The organism is Mucilaginibacter flavus (assembly GCF_030409315.1).
GTDB lineage: Bacteria > Bacteroidota > Bacteroidia > Sphingobacteriales > Sphingobacteriaceae > Mucilaginibacter > Mucilaginibacter flavus.
Genome location: NZ_JAUFPS010000097.1, coordinates 101,990 through 119,285, shown reverse-complemented (window position 1 = coordinate 119,285; position 17,296 = coordinate 101,990). Strand labels below are relative to the sequence as shown.

Sequence of the window (17,296 nt, the reverse complement as noted above, 5' to 3'; positions counted from 1 at the left end):
AATGAATACGAATACGGAAAAGCCGTGCAAAGTTGATTGCAGGCGAAAACATCAAGAAATTTCGTATTAGCTTATTTGCGGGGGCTGCCAGATATTGATCGGTTGTTCCTGGACGGCGGGTATGCTGTAATCAGGATATACACTGGCGATTGTTTTTGTAAAAACGCCGATAGCTACGGTTGCTGTTAGATGCCTGGCTGTCGAGCAGCATGAACAGGTACAAAAAGGCGGGCAGGTTTCCTGACCCCTTTCGTCACTCGGTGCATGACTTTTTTGAATGGTTACGTGCATCACGCTGGCGATCATATCTTCTCTGTCCTGGCAGGGCAGTAATGCCAGCAGCGTAAAGTAGATACTGAATATGAACGCGATGTATTTCATTCAACGGCAAATGTATTAGAATAATTCTAAATAACAAAATGCTGCGAAATATCAAAAAAAGCACCGCAAAGCTTTGCCCGCGTATTTGATCAGGTTTATATCCGAAAAAGACTACGGCATAATATAGCCGCTTCGTTTCAGCAGGCCATACCCTTCGGGACTTATTCCGTTTCCTTTTTCCGGGCGCGGGCAAATATTTATGCTTTCTTTTTTTCCTTTTTCTTTTAAAAATGATTTAATTTAATGGGATGACGGACAATGACAAAAGACGGTTAAGCATTTTTGATAAGTGCGCAACGTTGATGCCATTCATAAAATGCTTAAGTGGATAGATAAACTAAGCAAAGACGAGGTAAAATAAAAATCCCGGACACTCGCTGCACGGGATCTTTAACCTAAACCTTATCACAAAGTCAAGTGTTATCTTGACTGAAATAGTTTTCTAATATACGTTATTTAACAATTACCAAATATTACTGCTATGCAAAACCTGCCTTATTCAGTATTTTATCAATCACCTGATGGTTTTTTCGTATGCCGGACTGACTTCAACGAATTGGAGCAAGCGGAAGAATTTATAGCTTCCAGGATATTTATTTTTGATGGAGCCAAATTTCATTTTGTGCTTAAAGATGGGAAAAAGCTGATCAAGGGCGAGCCTATGCAGCGTACTGAAAAATTCTATTCTGATTCGATGAAATTTGCGGTGGAGATACCATTGTCAAGTTTAACTAAATCTTCTTAAGATCAGCGCCCCCTGTTTTCACCAAAGATCATCAAACAATACGAAAACAGGGGGCGTTCTTCGGGCGGGCGATAGCCCGCCGCCGGGCAATTTTGAAAACAAGGGGGATTGTTCCCCCTTGTAAATATTAATTGTAGATCAGGGCTTCGCTTCCCGATACCGCAAAATCACGGCAAAGATTAAAGGCGGTCTGCGCCCTTTGTTTGGCTGTCCCGTCCATGATAGATTTAAACTTTGCTTCTTCACTCTTGAAGCTACGCACATTCTGAAAATAGCCTGTAACGCTATTATATGCGCCAAATACTGTTCCTGCGGTGGTGTCCATCTGCTGGGTCTGGCTTCCTAAAGCATACTCATACACGTTATCAACGATATTGGTATAGTGTGTAGATAGCAGGTCTAATTTACCCTCTGCTAAATTTTCTAAAACCTCTTTGTTAGGTGCCATTGCGATCTGTATCAATTTTTTAACCTCCGCATCCGTAATGCGCACTTTCGCCCACTGGTTAAATAAGCCTTCCATTTCACCGCTTAATGATCTGCTGATACCCATAAGCGTATGCGCCTGTTTTAAGCGCTCGGTGGCGGAGGCGGTATGACGTATTTTTATAGCCCCCGAATGATTGTTCATAGCTGCGTTTAGCGTATTGTTGCATACTATCCTGATTGGCGTAAAAGCGGCGGTAATGCTTCCTAAACCATCGTGCGTAGTCGTTAAAAACAAATACTGTTCTATCCAGTCCTTAACGCCCACCCGAATATAATCGGGCAACTTAGCAGTAATAAAAACCCGTTCACCGTTACCTAAAGCCCCTGCCGTCTCGTATAAAATCCCATCACCACCGCCAACGATAGCATCAAAGAACGAAAACGCATCACGGTTTTGTACCACTTCGTAATCATTGCCGACTACTCCTAAAACCTGCTCGGTATCTGCCCGAACGGTTGCAAAGAAATTGGGCACTTCTATTTCGGGGATCATGATATCGTCGCTTCCCTCGCCTAAATGATTTGCAGTATCATAAGTAAACAAAGGACGTTTCTCAACGATGTAATCCAAACCCGCGTGCTGTATCGCTTCGCTGCTGGTTGGATAACGGTCTATAATTTGCCCTAACCCGTGCCAGGCTTTTTCCTTAACGCTCATAAAGCTGTTTTTGCCTGTTTTCTGATTGAAATTTATTTGATGTGCCATGACTTTAATTTTTTGTATTCAGTTCAATAATTTTTGTTTGTAATACTTCCACATTGGGGGTGCTGCTCACCTGTAAAACCGTTTCAGTTTGCAGTTCCTTTATAGCATCGTGTATGCTGCCATGCGTGGTTTTTATGGTGACTTTCACCAGTAAAAAGATTTTATCTTCCATTGCGTTAAAATTGATAGGTATTCATAAAATCGCTTAGTTCTAACTGAAACCTTGCAGGGTTTTCTTTCGCTAACGTTTCGGCGTAACCCTCCCAAAATATTTGGTTGGTCAGTTCTATAAATTGCTCGTACATAGGAATTGCTGTTTTTTTGTGAAACCATAAAAAATGCTCACCATCCCGATAGCTTTCGGGATGGGAGCATAATTTGTTTAAGCATTTGGAAAAATGATGTTGGCTTCAATTTCGGCCAGTTTTTCGTGGCAGGCATCGAAAATGAATTGGGAAACCATGCGGATAAGGTTAGGCGTGTTAGTGACAAACTCCCGGCCTTTATCATCTTTGATAATTAGCTTGCAACCCTGATAAGGGTTATTTTCCAGTTCGTCGTTCTCCTCGATCAGTTTTACCTCAAAATCTTCCAATAACTTAATGCGGGATAAAAGGGTAATGCGCTGAATGCTTAGGCGGTGTAAGCCCTCCACCGATTTTAACGTTTGCTCTAAGTTCAAAGCGAACTTTTTAGGTTCGGCTTTCACTTCTTCAACTTTTGCGGGTTCTGCTTTAGCTTCCTCCGCTTTTGCTGGCTCGGCTTTCGGTGCTTCGTCTAATCCCTGTCCTGTGGTGTAAGGCGCAACGTTAGCGGGTTGGTTATCCACTGTAGCGGGGCTATCGGTCTTAACCTCGGCAGTTTTGGTTGCCTCAACTTGCGGAGTTTTGGCAGGTGTTTGATCTTTAGCGTTTTCATCTTCTTTGGCTTCCTTTCCTGTTAAGCTTGGGCGGTTTTCAACTCTGTTTGCTGTTTGGTTGTTTTTTGCTGCTGTACCTTGTACTGCGGTTGCATTTTTTTCTGCTGTTTTCATTTTTTAAATGATTTAAAAGGGTTAAAAATTTATTTTTCGTTTCCCTCTTTCCCCGAAGACTTTCCCTGAAAAGCTATTTTTCAAAAGAAAAAACGGAAAAAAAGAAAGCTCAAAAAGCCGGTCGTAGAACTTTCACGGGAGAACTATAAGTCCCGAAGGGTGACCGCAGCACAGCGGAGGTCATTATGCGTTCGTACGTGGAAGTTGACCGAGCTTGAGTTTCTTTTAGGCCGTTTCTTGAAAAATAGCATCTTGAAAGCATCTGATATTTAAGCAGTCAATTAAGTGCAGCATGAAGGCAAGCGAAGCTTTTCCCGGCGCAATAAAATGAAGCGGGTAAACAAGTGAAGTCCTGAATAATGCGCTTAATCGGAGTTATTTGTAGTTGCAGTTAAGGCGAAGCTTTTGCAGCGCAGCAAAAATGCTGGAGCGGGACATTCAGGCAGCGGATCTTTTATTTCCTGACAGGGATTGCAACGGCATCCTTTTGGAAAAAGATAGAGTGTAAAGCCCGGCCTGAAAGGGGCAGCATGATCTATTTACATCAACTGAACGGATCGTAATTTCGCCCATCTTTTCATTTTGGTTTTTATCCGTATTTTTGTGTAGGCCTTAACTCATCAACTAACAGCTTGGAACAATACGTATTTTATAAAGACCAGTACGATAAAACATTGGAGCGTAAGAATGAGATCAATTCCTCGTTATCTACGCCTATCGGTATCCTTACCTGTAATAATCAAGACTTTATCTGACAAATGAGTTTTTTTAGGCATTTCGATAAAAATGATATGAGGGTAAAGCGGACTGTGTGGACAGTACCGCTTTATCATTTCCATCGGTCAGGATATTCCTGGCAGGTTGCTCTCCAGCAGAGCCTGTTTCCGCTTGTCCTGATGTAGCTAAGTTAAGGCTTTGTCCGAAAAGTCCTGTTGTGTTTTTTTCTCTTGCCAGGGCTTTACTGTCTGCGAACGTTTCCATCGGTGTTTTTCCATAGCAATATCTTCCTGAATGCGGCCTTTCATTGTTGTAATAGGCCATCCACTCGTCTACGTCCGTTTGTAAGGCTTCAATTGTGGCATACATTTTTTTGCGGAAAGCAATGGCATAGAATTCGTCTTGCATAGTTCGGTGAAACCGCTCACAAATACCGTTCGTTTGCGGGCTTTTCGCTTTAATTTTGGTATGGTCAATATCTTCGATGGTAAGGTAAAGCTCAAATTCGTGATGCTCCCTGGCCCCGCAATACTCCGTTCCCCGGTCTGTCAAAATACGCAGCAGGTCAATTTGTTGGGATTGATAAAAAGGTAGTACCCTGTCATTAAGCATCTCAGCTGCTACCAGGGCGTTTTTACGGTCATACAGCTTGGCAAAGGCCACACGGGTATAAGTATCAATAAAGGTTTGCTGATATATTTTACCTACCCCTTTTATGTATCCTACGTAGTAGGTATCTTGGGCGCCGAGGTATCCGGGGTGATGGGTTTCTATTTCCCCTTTACTTTCCTGATCGGCTTTCTTCCGTTCCAAGGCTGCCACCTGCCCTTCAGTTAAGATCAAACCATCCTGTGCTACTTTCGCCTCAAGCGCCTTTAATCTTTTTTGAAACGTTTCCAGGTCATTTCGAAGCCATGCGCATCTTACGGTGGACGGGCTTACTGTTATGCCCTTTTTCCGCAGTTCGTTGGATGCCCGCAGTTGCCCGTGAGCTGGCTGATCCACTGCGTAAGCGACAACTGCTTTTTCAATCTCCGGATCAATACGGTTCTTTAATAGAGGCTTACTCCGGCTGATCTCTTTAAGGGCCAATTCACCACCTTCTTCATACAGCTTTTGGAATCTGTAAAAGCTGTCCCGGCTATATCCCATCACCTTACAGGCTTCCGATACGCTGCCTAATTTTTCCGCCAACTTCAGTAATCCTAACTTCGGTTGGATTAGTTTCTTTTCTGTTGTCATTGTCTTAATCTGTTTTAAAGTTACATTATTTTATTCAATAATGTCAGATTAAGTCTAATCTATTACACCTTACCGCTTTAGTGGCCGGCTTGTTCTATGCGACCACTAACTTTAATTTTGATGATAATCTAACGCTATCTATAGTTTTCGCGGTTATCGGGCTGGTATCTGTAGGTTTATTAAGTGTTTCCATTTATCGCCTGGTCAGGGCATTTTCCGACCTTCAAAACGGACTGGAATATTTTTACCTGAATGATGCTGATGTCCTGAATACTTATTATCAAGGGCTAATTACTTTTTATACCGCCCAGGCAGGCATAACTCCGGCTAACATCATTATATCGGCACAAAAAGATTTTGAAGACTATTTGACATCAGAACTGATCACGAATACAGCGAATAACCAGATCAATAACCGTGAAAAAACTTTTCATCGTTTTCAATGCCATCAATACATGATTTATTCTTTAATTTCGTTAAGTTTGTTAATCATTCCGTTTGGCATTGATTTTGGTATCAGTAAAGGGAAGGATAAAGTACAGAAAGTTAAAGTTGAATCTGGCATACCGGTGACTTTAACGTTAAAATATAAAGACACTACGCAACGTTTAATTATAAACCCATCAAACAATGGCACAAGGAGCAGTAAAACCGACACCACCACCGTCATTAAGAATAAGGGACGGCGTTAATCCTGTTGTTTATCGTCCGGCAACTTCCACGGTATCAACCGCAGGATCAAAAAAGAAATAAGCATTTGTAATAAATACACCGAGCCGCTGACAGTAAAACTATCAGCGGCTTTTTAATTTGATCTTTGTTAAGATTCAAACTTGTTTTAAAAAATTTCCTGTGCTCTTTTAACGGTGGTCGCGAGATCTATACCTTTACCTAAAACACCGGTAAACAAGTCACCCGTTTCTTTTAGGCGGTCAATAGCGTTGTGGATCGTAAAATCACGCATTGTCAATCCTGGCCGGACCTCATCCCATGTCACAGGCATAGACACTGTGGCGCCTGGTTTAGGTCGTAGACTATAAACGCCTGCTATTGTAGCACCAGGACGGTTCTGTAAAAAGTCAAGATACATTTTGCCCTTTCGGTTGGAAATCATTCTTTCGAGGGTGGTGAAATCAGGAATTTGCTTTTGTACAAGTTTGACAATGATATTGGCAAATAGCTGGCTTTGGTCGTAAGTATATTGAGCGCCGAGCGGTATGTAAATGTGCATACCTGTAGAACCCGATGTTTTAGGATAGCTCGGAACATCAATGGCATCTAAAACCTTTTTTACCTCCAATGCTGCCTGTATAACCTGGTCAAAATGCTGTTTATCGGGATCAAGGTCAATAATGCAATAATCAGGATTATCCGGCGATTGAACTCTGCTAAACCACGGGTTCATTTCAATACATCCTAAAGAAGCCATCCATAGCAAGGTTGCTTCGTTGTTGCCGAGCAAATAATCTTTATCAACTCCTTCACCATTAGTATGCGGCATGGTTTCAGCCCATTCCGGTGCCTTATCCTTTACATTTTTTTGATAAAAACTTTCGCCGTGTATGCCGCCTGGAAAACGGTTGAGAGACATTGGCCTGTCTTTCAGGTAAGGCACCATGAAAGGCGCTACCTGATGATAGTAATTAAACATATCCCTTTTTGTGACTTTATCCTCCGGCCAGTAGAATTTATTAAGATGCGTCAGCTTTAGGAGGTGACCTTCAACTTTTACTTCTTCCGTTTCCTTTTTGGAAGTGATCAAAAGCTTTGCGGGAGTTTTGGTTGATTGAGGTTTTGTTGCCTTTCTTACCAAAGGGACTGCCTTTTGTTCTTCAACTTCTTTAATATCTGCCTGTAAATTAAACTGGTCAACTACTTCATCAGTGTCGGCTTCAATTTCCATCACCACATCTTTCGGTTTTTTATCACTGCGCATACCTTTAAATGATGCCTGGCGAACCTTACCATAGCTCGTTATTTCTGCAAATTCCACCTCACAAACCAGTTCAGGTTTTAACCAGGTTGCTTTAGCGCCTAATCTTCTTGGGCGGAATTGCGACGGCTCATCTACATCGGGTTCAACATCAAAAGGGCTTTCGTTGGTGATTAATGGCTTAAACTGCGCCATCATTTCCTTTTGTTTAGTATCGTTAAAGCCTGTGCCAACTTTGCCTATATAACGAAGCACACCTTTCCCATCATAAACGCCGATAGCAAGCGCACTAAAATATTTACCCGTTCCTTCGTTTTTAGTAAATCCAGCAATAACTACTTCCTGTCTGCGCTTGGCCTTGATTTTAAGCCATTCACGAGAACGGGCATCAGAGGTATATAAACTGTCCGACCGCTTCGCAATGATGCCTTCCAGTTTCATTTTTTTGGCAGACTCAAAAAACTCTATACCGTTTACCTCAAATGCCTGGCTTATGCGGATCAATTCATCATCAGGCGGCAAAACGGCTTTCAATATTTCACGTCGTTGATATAGCGGCAAGTCTATTAGGAGATTTCCATCATACCAAAGAATATCAAAAACGAAATAAGCCAGCTTAGCATTTTTAGAATTACGCCAATTTTGTAAAGCGCCAAAGTTGGCATTCCCCTGTTCATTCAGCGCGACAATTTCGCCGTCTAACACCGCGTTCAACTTTAATTTTTCCAACAAGTCATTAATCGGGCTGAATTGATCAAATGGGATATTACTTCGGGAAAATAAATTAGCTTTTCCCTTGTCCACAATCGCAACGGCGCGATAACCATCCCATTTAATTTCATATATCCAACCAGGGTTATCGAATGGAGCATCTACCAAAGTAGCCTTCATTGGTTTTATGTCCGTAGGAATTTTTGATTTGGGTGCGTTTTTTAGCACCGTATTGAGATCTGCTGAAGGACGACTATTATTTGTGCTGCCTGTTTCGGCTTCTTTAATTTTCGTTTCGAGCGGATCAGCTTTTTTAGTTAAAAGTTTACTTTCCGGCAAATCTTCGTCGGCCAGTTCAATCCATACAGGTGCGTGATCACTTGCACCTTTCCAGCCACGAACTTCTTTGTCAACTTCGGCAGCCGCCAGTCGTCGGGCAATTTTCGGGTTTAACAGGAAATGGTCAAGCCTCAAACCGGCGTTCCTGCCGTAAGCATCCCGCAAATAATCCCAAAAAGTATAAATTCGCTCATTAGGGTAAAGTGTTCGTATCGCATCCGTCCAACCTTGATCCACCAAGTCTTTGTAAGCCTTGCGGCTTTCAGGACGGAATAACGCATTTTCCAAATATTTTTCAGGTTTATACGTATCCAACTCGGTTGGCATTACATTGTAATCACCAATCAAAATTACCGGCAGATCGCGATTTACCAAATCCTGGCCGTGATCCGCTAAACGTTCAAACCAGCGTAATTTATAATCAAATTTTGGCCCAGGATAAGGGTTGCCATTTGGAAGGTATATGCAACCAATGACAATTCCGTTAATAAAAGCTTCAATATAACGGCTGTGCGTAAACTCTTCATCTTCGCCAGGTAAGTCATTTCTTAATTCTCTTATTTCTGATTTGGATAGTATGGCAACACCGTTCCAGCTTTTCTGACCATGCCATATTGCGTGATAACCGGCATCGCTGATTGCACTTTCGGGGAACTTATGGGTTTCTGATTTCAACTCCTGCAAGCATACAATATCGGGCTGCGCTTCTTTCAACCAGCGCAGTAAGATTTCCAAACGGCCATTGATTCCGTTGATATTGTAAGTAGCAATCTTCATAAGCCAAAGACAACAAAGCCCCTTGCGGGGCTTTCTATTAATTTTTGTTTCGGCTTATTTCTTTCCGGTCAGTTTGCTTTCAACGGCGGTGCGCTGATTTGATCCGGCTGATTTTTTAGCAGCTTCTACTTTTTTTGCGGTAGTGCCTTCTTTTTTAGCTTCATAAGCTAATTCGTGTGGTTGTTCCGATACGGAATGCCTTTCCACTTTTGTACCTTTTGTTGCCATAGTTTTAGTTATTAGTAGATGATTTTAACTTTAACAATATCAACCCCAATCTGTTTGATTGATTTACCTAAGAGTAAAAATCTTAATTTAATAGTTTTTTCAGTTCGCTATTAATAACTAACATTACTTCTTCATCAAAATCTGAGTTCATTAACTGTCCGAACATTCCGGTTTTTTCTTTTTTAATGTAACCTCTGAAAAGACCGTCCACAGTAACCATGTAACATGGCCCGATCTCGCCGGGCATTTTCTTAATATCGAACTGCAATTCTACCGGCTTTTGTAATATCTCACATTTAATTTTAAATCTTTCCATAGGGTTAGTCGATAACAGGGTTAACGTGAATAGGAAGTTTGGCGAACTTTAAAACTTCAATACTGGCAAAGCCATATTCTTCAACAACTTTTCCGTAAATCAGGTAGCAACCGGCACCTGTAAATGGATATTCTTTTGTCGTGTTTGGGAAATGCACGGTGTCAAAAAAGTTGCCTTCTACATCCAGAAATGAACCGAACCACATCAATTTGCCTGTTTTAGTTTGTACAGTTTTTTCACAGACATACCAGCCTACCATTTTTACCAATTGCCCTAAATGGTTAATCAGATCGTTAGCATAAATCTCACCGCGATAATCAGTTTGCAGCAAATCGAAACTTGTCATCGTAACCGGAAATCCTAAAAGTTCTAATTCATGATAGGTATCTTCCAAAGCCGTATTAACTAACACCGGCAGGCTGTAGTTTTTTGCCTCTATTGCAAATAACTCTACATCATTAGTTACTTTAACTTTAGCCCCCATAAGCAAATGCACTTCCCAAAGCAATGCCTTTTTACTTTTACCTGTAAAACGTAGGGCACCCACCCTGATTAGTATAATAGCCTGCTCCAAGCCAACACCTGTCCGTTTTATTAAATCTTCCAAGTTTTGGTACACTCCGTTTTCCCGTCTTTCTTCGGGAATTAAATTGATGTATTTTTCGTTTAGTCCATGTACACCAACAAAGCCTAAATAAACATCTATACCATTGATATTAACTATGCTGTCACTGTTATTAACGCATGGCAGGTGTATCGTTGCACCCGCTTTTTTAAGTTCATGCAAGTAGAGGTATCGAGCGTAAAAACCGCCATAATTATTGAGGACGGCCACCATAAATTCCCGTGGATAATATGTTTTTAAAAATAAGCTCTGGTAGCTTTCTACCGCAAAACTGGCCGAGTGTGCTTTGCTGAAACTGTAGCCTGCGAAGGAAGATACCTGCCTCCAAACTTCGGCTACTACTTCATCAGGTCGGCCCAGTTTTTTTGCTTCTTCAAAAAAACGTTCGACGAGGCGTTCGAACTCTTTTTTTGAACGATATTTTCCGCTCATACCGCGTCTAAGAATATCCGCATCTGTACCATCCATCCCGGCAAAGTGAATGCATATTTTAATCACATCTTCCTGATAAACCATTACCCCGTATGTTTCCTCCAATTGTTCTTTCATTACAGGATGGAGGTAATTTACCGTATCAGGTGCATGATGGTATTTTATGTAAGTGCCCATCATGCCTGAACTGGCCACCCCAGGACGGATGATAGAACTGGCGGCGACTAATGTGAGATAATTATCACAATTCAATTTTCGTATTAACTGCCGCATGGCCGGAGATTCAATATAAAAGCAACCAATTGTATCACCTGTTTTAAGCTGCGCGTTAACTTTCGGGTCTTTCATAAACACCTTGACCTGGTGTATATCGATCTTACGCTGCTGATTTTGTTCAATCAGTTTAACCGCCATTTTGATATGTCCAATTCCTCGCTGACTAAGAATATCGTATTTATCAAAGCCAATCTTTTCCGCCTCATACATATCCCACTGGACGGTGGGCATCCCTTTAGGCGGCATATCCAATGCGGTATAGTATGTAATAGGTTCTTCCGTGATTAATACCCCGCCTGCATGAATAGAACGCTGATTGGGCATATTAGACATGCGCTCGTAAATAGCGGTAATCTTTTTGAACGTTGGATTATTTCGGTTTTCAGCCGCTCTGCGCGAATCAGTAAAACTGTCTATTTCCGATTTTGGTAAACCCATGACTTTGCCGATCTCCCGGATAATACTTCGGTCTTTGAAGGTTGACATGGTGCCAAGTAAAGCGGTATGATGGCTTCCATAGCGTTTGAAAATGTAATCCTGTACGTCTTCCCGTTCATCCCAGGAATAATCTATATCAAAATCCGGCGGCGAGGTTCGCTGTGCGTTCAGAAAGCGTTCAAAATACAGGTTAAGTTCAATCGGGTCAACATCGGTTATTTTAAGGCAATAAGCAACTATACTATTAGCGCCCGATCCTCTTCCAACATGATAGTAACCCCGAGAGGATGAATAACGGATAATATCGTAGGTAATTAAAAAATATGCGCAAAAATCCAGTTCGTAAATTACCTTCAGTTCATGCTTGACTTTTTTAAGTGCTTCTTTATTACTTTTTCCGTAACGATATTCCAAACCGCTCATCGCTAATTTTTCCAGCAATTCTTTGTCATTCTTCTTATTTCCGGTAAATGTGCGTCGGTTCAGGTTTATCCTGCCTTTCGGATAATCCATCGTGCAACGGTTCATCAGGTTACGGGTATTGTCGAGTATAAAAGCATAGCGTGAATATTTTGCTTCCATTTGACCAGGGGGCAAAAACATATCAGTTGGTGTGCATTTATCTTCCGGCTTAACCATCGTCAATACCAGATTCAAATCAATGCTGCGCAAATATTCGTGAAGGCGGTATTCAATTTTGTCCAAAACAAATACTGGTTGTAAAGCAACAAGTTTATCTTTCTGCACAGTCAAATCTTTACCATAAAGCTTATTTAATTCATCAAACCGAATGCCCAGGTATTCATTTTGCTTCAGGTCTTCGGCGTAACTATAAGGATAAATAACAAAAGCATTTTTGAAAGCAGGGGCGTTGTCGGGTAATGGCTTCTTTTCCAGGTTGTGTTCACTTAAAAATTCATTAAGTTCACGCATGCCCTCTTTATTTTGAGCAATTCCAATGTATAGCAGGTGTTTATCCCGGCGAAATTCTATCCCTGCAATTGGCTTTATTCCGCATTCATCACATTCACGCATAAACTCCATGACACCTGTGGAATTATTGATATCCGTTAAGACCATTTGGGTAATTCCGCGTGCTGCTGCTTCCTCGACCAAGTTGGGAATTGACATGGTACCATAGCGAAGGCTATATTGTGAGTGAACGTTCAAATACATGACCTACAAGTTTAAATCTATACCAGAGGCTAACTTAATTGAACCCGGCCCAAAGCGGCGGCGTATCTTATCCATCGCCTGGCAAAGGCTATATTGTTCTTCGGATTCCGAATAAAGATCGATCTGCTCAAAGCCGCTAACCAGATTAGATAGTCGAACGCCGACTAACCGAATTAAGAGGCGTTTTTGATAAAGTTGCTTAAACAGTTCTTTGGTTTTGGCAATTAAAACGCCGTCAAGTGCTGTGTAAGGTATTCTTGCCTGCTTGGTAACCGTTTCAAAGGTGGAATAGCGGACAGTAACGGTGATACAAGCGGTTTGCTTTTTACTTTGTCTTAATTCAAAAGCGAGATCCATTACCATTGAGGTAAGCAGGTGATTAATAGTTTCAACGTCGATACTGTCCTGATTAAATGTGGATTGTGTACCTATCGTTTTTGCTTCATGGTAAGGGATAACAGGTGAATCGTCAATGCCCTTAGCTTTTTGTAAAAGCCAAATCCCATTTTTCCCTAAAATGCTCGTCATATATTCCGGGTGTACCTGCGCCAGTGTATGGATACGCTTGATACCCATGTCACTTAATTTGATAAAGGTCTTTTCGCCTAAGCCGGGAATTTTTCTAATCGATAACGGATTTAAGAACGGCTGTACCCCAGGTTGAGCAACGCTGAGTTCTCCATTGGGTTTACACTCGTTAGTAGCCATTTTAGAAACTGTTTTGTTGACTGACAAACCAAAAGATATAGGCAATCCTGTTTCTCTGATGACTTTAGCCCTGATCTCCTTCGCGCATTTGAGCGTTCCATAATGCTTATCCATTCCGCTCATGTCGATATAATGCTCGTCTATACTCGCCTTTTCAAGTACCGGAACCATTTCCTGAATGATGTCAGTAATTTCGTGTGAGGCTTTGGTATATTCGTCCATGTTGCCCCTTATCCAAATTCCATGCGGACAAAGGCGTTTCGCTAATCTCGCTGGCATAGCGGAGTGTACCCCAAACTTCCGTGCTTCGTAACTGCATGATGCCACTACACCACGGTCTGAAAGACTGCCAATGATTACCGGCCTGCCTACCAAACGGGGGTCTTTTCTAACCTCGACAGATACAAAAAATGCATCCTGATCCATGTGAATTATTTGGCGGTCGGCGTTCATGTTAGTCTGTTGCTATTACATTTAATTAAATAAAATTTAATATTTCAGTCGGCAAGTTCACGGCGTATAGATCACGCCCACGATACCGGTATGAGAATCTCTACAAAACTAATGCTAAAAATATTAGTATTTTAAATCTTTTTTCCATTAATTTTGCTTATCAGTTTTTGCCACTAATAAAAGATTGATAGTAAATAGGTTAATAAGAAGAAATTTATGATGTGAACATTTATTCAGGGTTCAGTATTAGTTTCTTTATTCGCACAAAAACTTTTAATTTTAAGCAAAATGAGGGAAGTCGAACCGCCATTTGAGATTCAACATAATGGTGTTACCTTGAAAGTGACGGAGGCCGAAATAAAAAGCAGGCGAATATTTTATATTCAGTTTTCCGATAATAGAAAAGTTTTAACTGTAACTGTTGGCAAAGGGCTTGGCGATGAAAAGTTTTGGACTTCAATTCCCGAAGGCCGTCAGGAAGAGGCAGAAGAAGTTGGCAAGCTAATTGCCGCATTTATCAGAGGTAAAAAAAATTAAGTGTATGTGTTATTATAATGGTCAACGGGTTACAAGGGCAGAGTATATTGAATTAAAGGGTTTGGCAAAGCCAGTAAGAAATTACCCTTTTTTAAATGTCGGTGTACACAATGGTTTTAACTATGCACCATGTGCAATATTGGTACCATCAGAAGACGGTAAAGATTTTGATATTGTGCAGGCAGAATGGGGGTATGTTCCTGGCTTTGTGAAGACAAGATCCGAAGCGAATATATTTCGTGCAAAATACACTACGCTCAATTTCAAATCTGAAAACCTCTTTACTAAAGAGGATGGCAAAAGGTCAATGTGGGCCGATGCTGCCAAAAATCGTCGGTGTCTTGTTTTGTCAACTGGAATAGTCGAATCGCGCCACATTCCTAAGATTGGCAAAAAGGGCCAGGAACTAAAAGAGATGATTAAATACCCATATCAGGTAGGTCTTAAAGAACAAGAATATTTTTATTTGCCAGGATTATATAACGAGTGGCTTGACCCTGAAACGGGGCAGTTTGTGAATACAGTTGCCTTTGGAATAACTGATTCCAATAATGTAATGTCGCAGATACATAATTCTAAAAAAAGAATGCCTTCAATCTTAACAGAGGATTTGGCTTGGGAATGGTTAATGGAAAAGCCGAGCGAAGAACGTCTTTCACAAATAGCCCGAACGCAAATTCCATCAAAGTTACTGGAATTTTGCACGGTAGACCGTAATTATAGAACGACACTCGAAGCAACACCATTAGAATATCCTGAGTTAGCCGCGATTGATACAACTTTTGTTGATACCGAGGAACTGCAATTTAACCATTGGCAAGATTTACAAACGGTTAAAGCTTAATGTCCGAAGAATTTCAAATCGGCGAATATTATTGGCGTCCGTGTGCGGAAATAATGACTATTCCCGACGGACGAATTTATTACATCCCTGTTTTCGAGCATCTTCACGCAGATAGGCAATTTGACTTTCCGGAGGAACATTATCATATAGATGGCAGGTTTGAAATGGAGCCGCGAATGAAACAACAATTTAATTGTTGGGATGGATATACGGCGGCTGTAATTGTTCCTGAAAGTTCATCAAATTATAGCTTCCTTTCTATTGCAAAAACAAAAGTTAAATGTGAGCGGTATGATACCGGATTACGTGTTCCAGAACACCCTACTGAAAAGCAACTACCTAAAGTTGAGAAATACAGGGATTGGTATAAATCCTATATAGGTAAAAAGTGTGAAGGTAAACTTTGCCCTCATTTCGGGACTGCGATGTTAGAAAAGGATGGCCTATTGGTTTGTCCGATGCATAATTTAACGGCAGATCTACAAACATTAGAAATTATAAACACCTAAAAAAGGCGATGCTGTTGAGCACCGCCTTTCGATATTTAATTAAACGTGGACTTTAGCTTTACGCGACTGCTTTTTTGCAGGAGCATCCTCCTTTTGCTGCTCACGTTGTTTTAAGTTCCTTACCGGCTTTTGGTCGGTCTGCAGCAATTCTTCCCTTTTTATTTTCTTCATTTGATGATCGTAAAGGTCAACCGTTTTGAATTGCGGGTTAGCCGCGATAAAATATTTTTTATCGCCATCTTCGCCGCCGATAGTAATCTGCTGGGCGTTACCTTTTTTTAACGAATACATTAATTCTTCTTTGGCTTTCGGATCTTCCAGTTCCTTGATACCTTTTCCAGCAATTACCTTATCGATATCGTAGCCGTAATTTTCATGGTAGTGTTTGATCTTTTTATTGCCGTTTTCCGTCAGGTTCTTATCATCCAACGTTAGCCATGCCTGGTATTTTTGCCCTTCTAAATTGTAAAGCTGTTTATGAACGGCGCGGCCTTCCATCATGTTAAAAGCTTCTTTAGCGGTAATGCCGCTGCCTTTATTGATAAAAAACGTCTGGTCGATATTCTTGGCAGGATCGTCTTTATGGTTGATCGTTGCATCGTACTTGTTAAAGAAGTACATATCCTGGTTATCGCCGGCCTTAAAATGCAATGTATAGTCAATCGTTTTTTGATTGAACTCATGTTGCAATCCTAACTTAAATTCAGGCGTTTTAGCGGCCATTTCTTTGTCTAATTCAGCATTTAACTTGTCGCCAAAACCCAGGTTTAGCAGGCTTTTTTTCAAAAATTCAGCATTTTGAGTATTCATAACTTAATGATTAAAAATGAAATAAATGGTTAATTAAAGTGTGTTGGCAGCTACTAAAGTATTTCCTGGTTGCTGCTTTAGAGGGGCGATTGTTTTCAAATCGTCCAGATCCTTTTGTTTGATTTGCAGGTAAAGGTGGCGGTTCCCGTTACGTTCGTATAATTCAATGTTTAGCGCCTGGTCTTCAGAAAGTGAAAAACGGTGAAAGCCAAAAATTTTTGCAATCTCCTGTTTATGGGCAATTGAAGTTTTTTTTCGCAGTGTTGTAATTAATGGCACTATCTCCTGTTCATGAGTTGCCATCCGCGCAACTGTCTTCAAATCCCTGATATAAAACCGGACAAAATCAATTTCATAAGGCAGATTGGATTTGTTGCGAATGTCCAGCCTAAAGAAAATCCGGTTACCGGCAAGGGATAGTTTATCTACCCAGGCTTTTACGCCTCCGGTTTTTTCATGATCTATCACATCTTTACGTTTTCCTTCGGCCAATTGGGTAACGACTGCGCTATAATTATAATCGGCAGTTTTAATGACCCTTACAGTCATAGGTGCTGCTCCGTCAATTTCAATACGTCTGCCGGCACGACCGTAAGAATATTCAACTGGAATATGATAGACTTTGGCAGTACTAATTTCCTGCACATTTATACGTGTAGGCTTAAAATCCGTATCAAGTGCTTTGATAGTGATCAGCGCATTTTCCTTTTGATTTACATCAAAATCGGGTGTTGATTTGCTGATAATTTTGACAGCTGATTTAAAGAATAAGGCGGTGGTTTTATCACGGCTTACATAGGCGGTATCTTGCGCGTAGGAAACTGTTCCCCAGGCACCAAGAATGAAAATAACGAATGATTTTTTCATGGCA

The 17,296-nt window shown here is 41.0% G+C and carries 18 protein-coding genes and 1 pseudogene; 6 read left to right on the top strand and 13 right to left on the bottom strand.

Going from position 1 to position 17,296, the window contains the following annotated elements; translation table 11 throughout:
- Positions 1-66: 66 nt before the first annotated feature.
- The gene (locus QWZ17_RS29185; protein WP_290308894.1) at positions 67-381 is read right to left on the bottom strand and encodes a DUF6660 family protein; all 315 of its coding nucleotides are present in this window, start codon (positions 379-381) and stop codon (positions 67-69) included.
- A gap of 481 nt (positions 382-862) precedes the next feature.
- Between QWZ17_RS29185 and QWZ17_RS29180 the strand changes: the two genes are divergently transcribed.
- Positions 863-1,126, top strand: coding sequence for a hypothetical protein (locus QWZ17_RS29180; RefSeq protein ID WP_290308893.1), 264 nt, complete (start codon positions 863-865; stop codon positions 1,124-1,126).
- A gap of 127 nt (positions 1,127-1,253) precedes the next feature.
- On the opposite strand, the gene QWZ17_RS29175 is transcribed toward QWZ17_RS29180, so the two are convergent.
- From QWZ17_RS29175 to QWZ17_RS29160, 4 genes are all read right to left on the bottom strand, one after another.
- Positions 1,254-2,321 carry a DUF932 domain-containing protein gene (locus QWZ17_RS29175; protein ID WP_290308892.1) on the bottom strand — a complete coding sequence of 356 codons (1,068 nt, stop codon included), beginning with the start codon at positions 2,319-2,321 and terminating at the stop codon, positions 1,254-1,256.
- A gap of 4 nt (positions 2,322-2,325) precedes the next feature.
- Positions 2,326-2,493 (bottom strand): hypothetical protein, encoded by a 168-nt coding sequence (locus QWZ17_RS29170; RefSeq protein WP_290308891.1) that lies wholly within the window; start codon positions 2,491-2,493, stop codon positions 2,326-2,328.
- Between the two features lie 4 nt (positions 2,494-2,497).
- Positions 2,498-2,626 (bottom strand): hypothetical protein, encoded by a 129-nt coding sequence (locus QWZ17_RS29165; RefSeq protein WP_022833727.1) that lies wholly within the window; start codon positions 2,624-2,626, stop codon positions 2,498-2,500.
- 77 nt (positions 2,627-2,703) lie between these two features.
- Complete coding sequence (locus QWZ17_RS29160; protein WP_290308890.1) at positions 2,704-3,354, bottom strand: hypothetical protein; 651 nt, start codon at positions 3,352-3,354, stop codon at positions 2,704-2,706.
- Between the two features lie 632 nt (positions 3,355-3,986).
- On the opposite strand from QWZ17_RS29160, the gene QWZ17_RS29155 reads away from it, so the two are divergent.
- Positions 3,987-4,109, top strand: a complete 123-nt coding sequence (locus QWZ17_RS29155) for a hypothetical protein (protein ID WP_290308889.1) — start codon at positions 3,987-3,989, stop codon at positions 4,107-4,109.
- A 181-nt stretch (positions 4,110-4,290) separates the two neighbouring features.
- Here QWZ17_RS29155 and QWZ17_RS29150 read toward each other — a convergent pair.
- A pseudogene (locus QWZ17_RS29150) lies at positions 4,291-5,313 on the bottom strand (IS481 family transposase); the annotation flags it as partial.
- 80 nt (positions 5,314-5,393) lie between these two features.
- On the opposite strand from QWZ17_RS29150, the gene QWZ17_RS29145 reads away from it, so the two are divergent.
- Positions 5,394-6,005, top strand: coding sequence for a hypothetical protein (locus QWZ17_RS29145; protein WP_290308888.1), 612 nt, complete (start codon positions 5,394-5,396; stop codon positions 6,003-6,005).
- A 146-nt stretch (positions 6,006-6,151) separates the two neighbouring features.
- On the opposite strand, the gene ligD is transcribed toward QWZ17_RS29145, so the two are convergent.
- The 5 genes from ligD to dinB form a co-directional block, all read right to left on the bottom strand.
- Positions 6,152-9,073: a DNA ligase D gene (gene ligD, locus QWZ17_RS29140; protein ID WP_290308887.1), complete on the bottom strand. Its 2,922-nt coding sequence runs from the start codon at positions 9,071-9,073 to the stop codon at positions 6,152-6,154.
- A gap of 54 nt (positions 9,074-9,127) precedes the next feature.
- Entirely contained in the window at positions 9,128-9,301 is a 174-nt protein-coding gene (locus tag QWZ17_RS29135; protein ID WP_290308886.1) for a hypothetical protein, read from the bottom strand.
- An 82-nt stretch (positions 9,302-9,383) separates the two neighbouring features.
- The gene (locus tag QWZ17_RS29130; protein ID WP_290308885.1) at positions 9,384-9,617 is read right to left on the bottom strand and encodes a hypothetical protein; all 234 of its coding nucleotides are present in this window, start codon (positions 9,615-9,617) and stop codon (positions 9,384-9,386) included.
- Positions 9,618-9,621: 4 nt separating this feature from the next.
- A complete protein-coding gene (locus tag QWZ17_RS29125; RefSeq protein WP_290308884.1) occupies positions 9,622-12,564 on the bottom strand; it encodes a DNA polymerase III subunit alpha in 2,943 nt (980 codons plus the stop codon).
- A 3-nt stretch (positions 12,565-12,567) separates the two neighbouring features.
- A complete protein-coding gene (gene dinB / locus QWZ17_RS29120; protein ID WP_290308883.1) occupies positions 12,568-13,725 on the bottom strand; it encodes a DNA polymerase IV in 1,158 nt (385 codons plus the stop codon).
- Positions 13,726-14,013: 288 nt separating this feature from the next.
- Here dinB and QWZ17_RS29115 point away from each other — a divergent pair, with 288 nt between their 5' ends.
- From QWZ17_RS29115 to QWZ17_RS29105, 3 genes are all read left to right on the top strand, one after another.
- Positions 14,014-14,262: a hypothetical protein gene (locus QWZ17_RS29115; RefSeq protein WP_290308882.1), complete on the top strand. Its 249-nt coding sequence runs from the start codon at positions 14,014-14,016 to the stop codon at positions 14,260-14,262.
- A gap of 61 nt (positions 14,263-14,323) precedes the next feature.
- Complete coding sequence (locus tag QWZ17_RS29110) at positions 14,324-15,106, top strand: SOS response-associated peptidase (protein ID WP_290308881.1); 783 nt, start codon at positions 14,324-14,326, stop codon at positions 15,104-15,106.
- Positions 15,106-15,615 carry a Rieske (2Fe-2S) protein gene (locus QWZ17_RS29105; RefSeq protein WP_290308880.1) on the top strand — a complete coding sequence of 170 codons (510 nt, stop codon included), beginning with the start codon at positions 15,106-15,108 and terminating at the stop codon, positions 15,613-15,615. The genes QWZ17_RS29110 and QWZ17_RS29105 overlap by 1 nt, the downstream gene beginning before the upstream one ends.
- A 39-nt stretch (positions 15,616-15,654) precedes the next feature.
- On the opposite strand, the gene QWZ17_RS29100 is transcribed toward QWZ17_RS29105, so the two are convergent.
- Positions 15,655-16,425, bottom strand: coding sequence for a hypothetical protein (locus tag QWZ17_RS29100; RefSeq protein ID WP_290308879.1), 771 nt, complete (start codon positions 16,423-16,425; stop codon positions 15,655-15,657).
- Positions 16,426-16,458: 33 nt separating this feature from the next.
- Positions 16,459-17,292 (bottom strand): DUF4138 domain-containing protein, encoded by an 834-nt coding sequence (locus tag QWZ17_RS29095; RefSeq protein ID WP_290308878.1) that lies wholly within the window; start codon positions 17,290-17,292, stop codon positions 16,459-16,461.
- Between the last annotated feature and the right edge of the window lie 4 nt (positions 17,293-17,296).

Coding starts and splice junctions, on each gene's coding strand:
- QWZ17_RS29185 (WP_290308894.1), bottom strand. CDS start 381: ATGAAATACATCGCGTTCATATTCAGTATCTACTTTACGCTGCTGGCA.
- QWZ17_RS29180 (WP_290308893.1), top strand. CDS start 863: ATGCAAAACCTGCCTTATTCAGTATTTTATCAATCACCTGATGGTTTT.
- QWZ17_RS29175 (WP_290308892.1), bottom strand. CDS start 2,321: ATGGCACATCAAATAAATTTCAATCAGAAAACAGGCAAAAACAGCTTT.
- QWZ17_RS29170 (WP_290308891.1), bottom strand. CDS start 2,493: ATGGAAGATAAAATCTTTTTACTGGTGAAAGTCACCATAAAAACCACG.
- QWZ17_RS29165 (WP_022833727.1), bottom strand. CDS start 2,626: ATGTACGAGCAATTTATAGAACTGACCAACCAAATATTTTGGGAGGGT.
- QWZ17_RS29160 (WP_290308890.1), bottom strand. CDS start 3,354: ATGAAAACAGCAGAAAAAAATGCAACCGCAGTACAAGGTACAGCAGCA.
- ligD (WP_290308887.1), bottom strand. CDS start 9,073: ATGAAGATTGCTACTTACAATATCAACGGAATCAATGGCCGTTTGGAA.
- QWZ17_RS29135 (WP_290308886.1), bottom strand. CDS start 9,301: ATGGCAACAAAAGGTACAAAAGTGGAAAGGCATTCCGTATCGGAACAA.
- QWZ17_RS29130 (WP_290308885.1), bottom strand. CDS start 9,617: ATGGAAAGATTTAAAATTAAATGTGAGATATTACAAAAGCCGGTAGAA.
- QWZ17_RS29125 (WP_290308884.1), bottom strand. CDS start 12,564: ATGTATTTGAACGTTCACTCACAATATAGCCTTCGCTATGGTACCATG.
- dinB (WP_290308883.1), bottom strand. CDS start 13,725: ATGAACGCCGACCGCCAAATAATTCACATGGATCAGGATGCATTTTTT.
- QWZ17_RS29115 (WP_290308882.1), top strand. CDS start 14,014: ATGAGGGAAGTCGAACCGCCATTTGAGATTCAACATAATGGTGTTACC.
- QWZ17_RS29105 (WP_290308880.1), top strand. CDS start 15,106: ATGTCCGAAGAATTTCAAATCGGCGAATATTATTGGCGTCCGTGTGCG.
- QWZ17_RS29100 (WP_290308879.1), bottom strand. CDS start 16,425: ATGAATACTCAAAATGCTGAATTTTTGAAAAAAAGCCTGCTAAACCTG.
- QWZ17_RS29095 (WP_290308878.1), bottom strand. CDS start 17,292: ATGAAAAAATCATTCGTTATTTTCATTCTTGGTGCCTGGGGAACAGTT.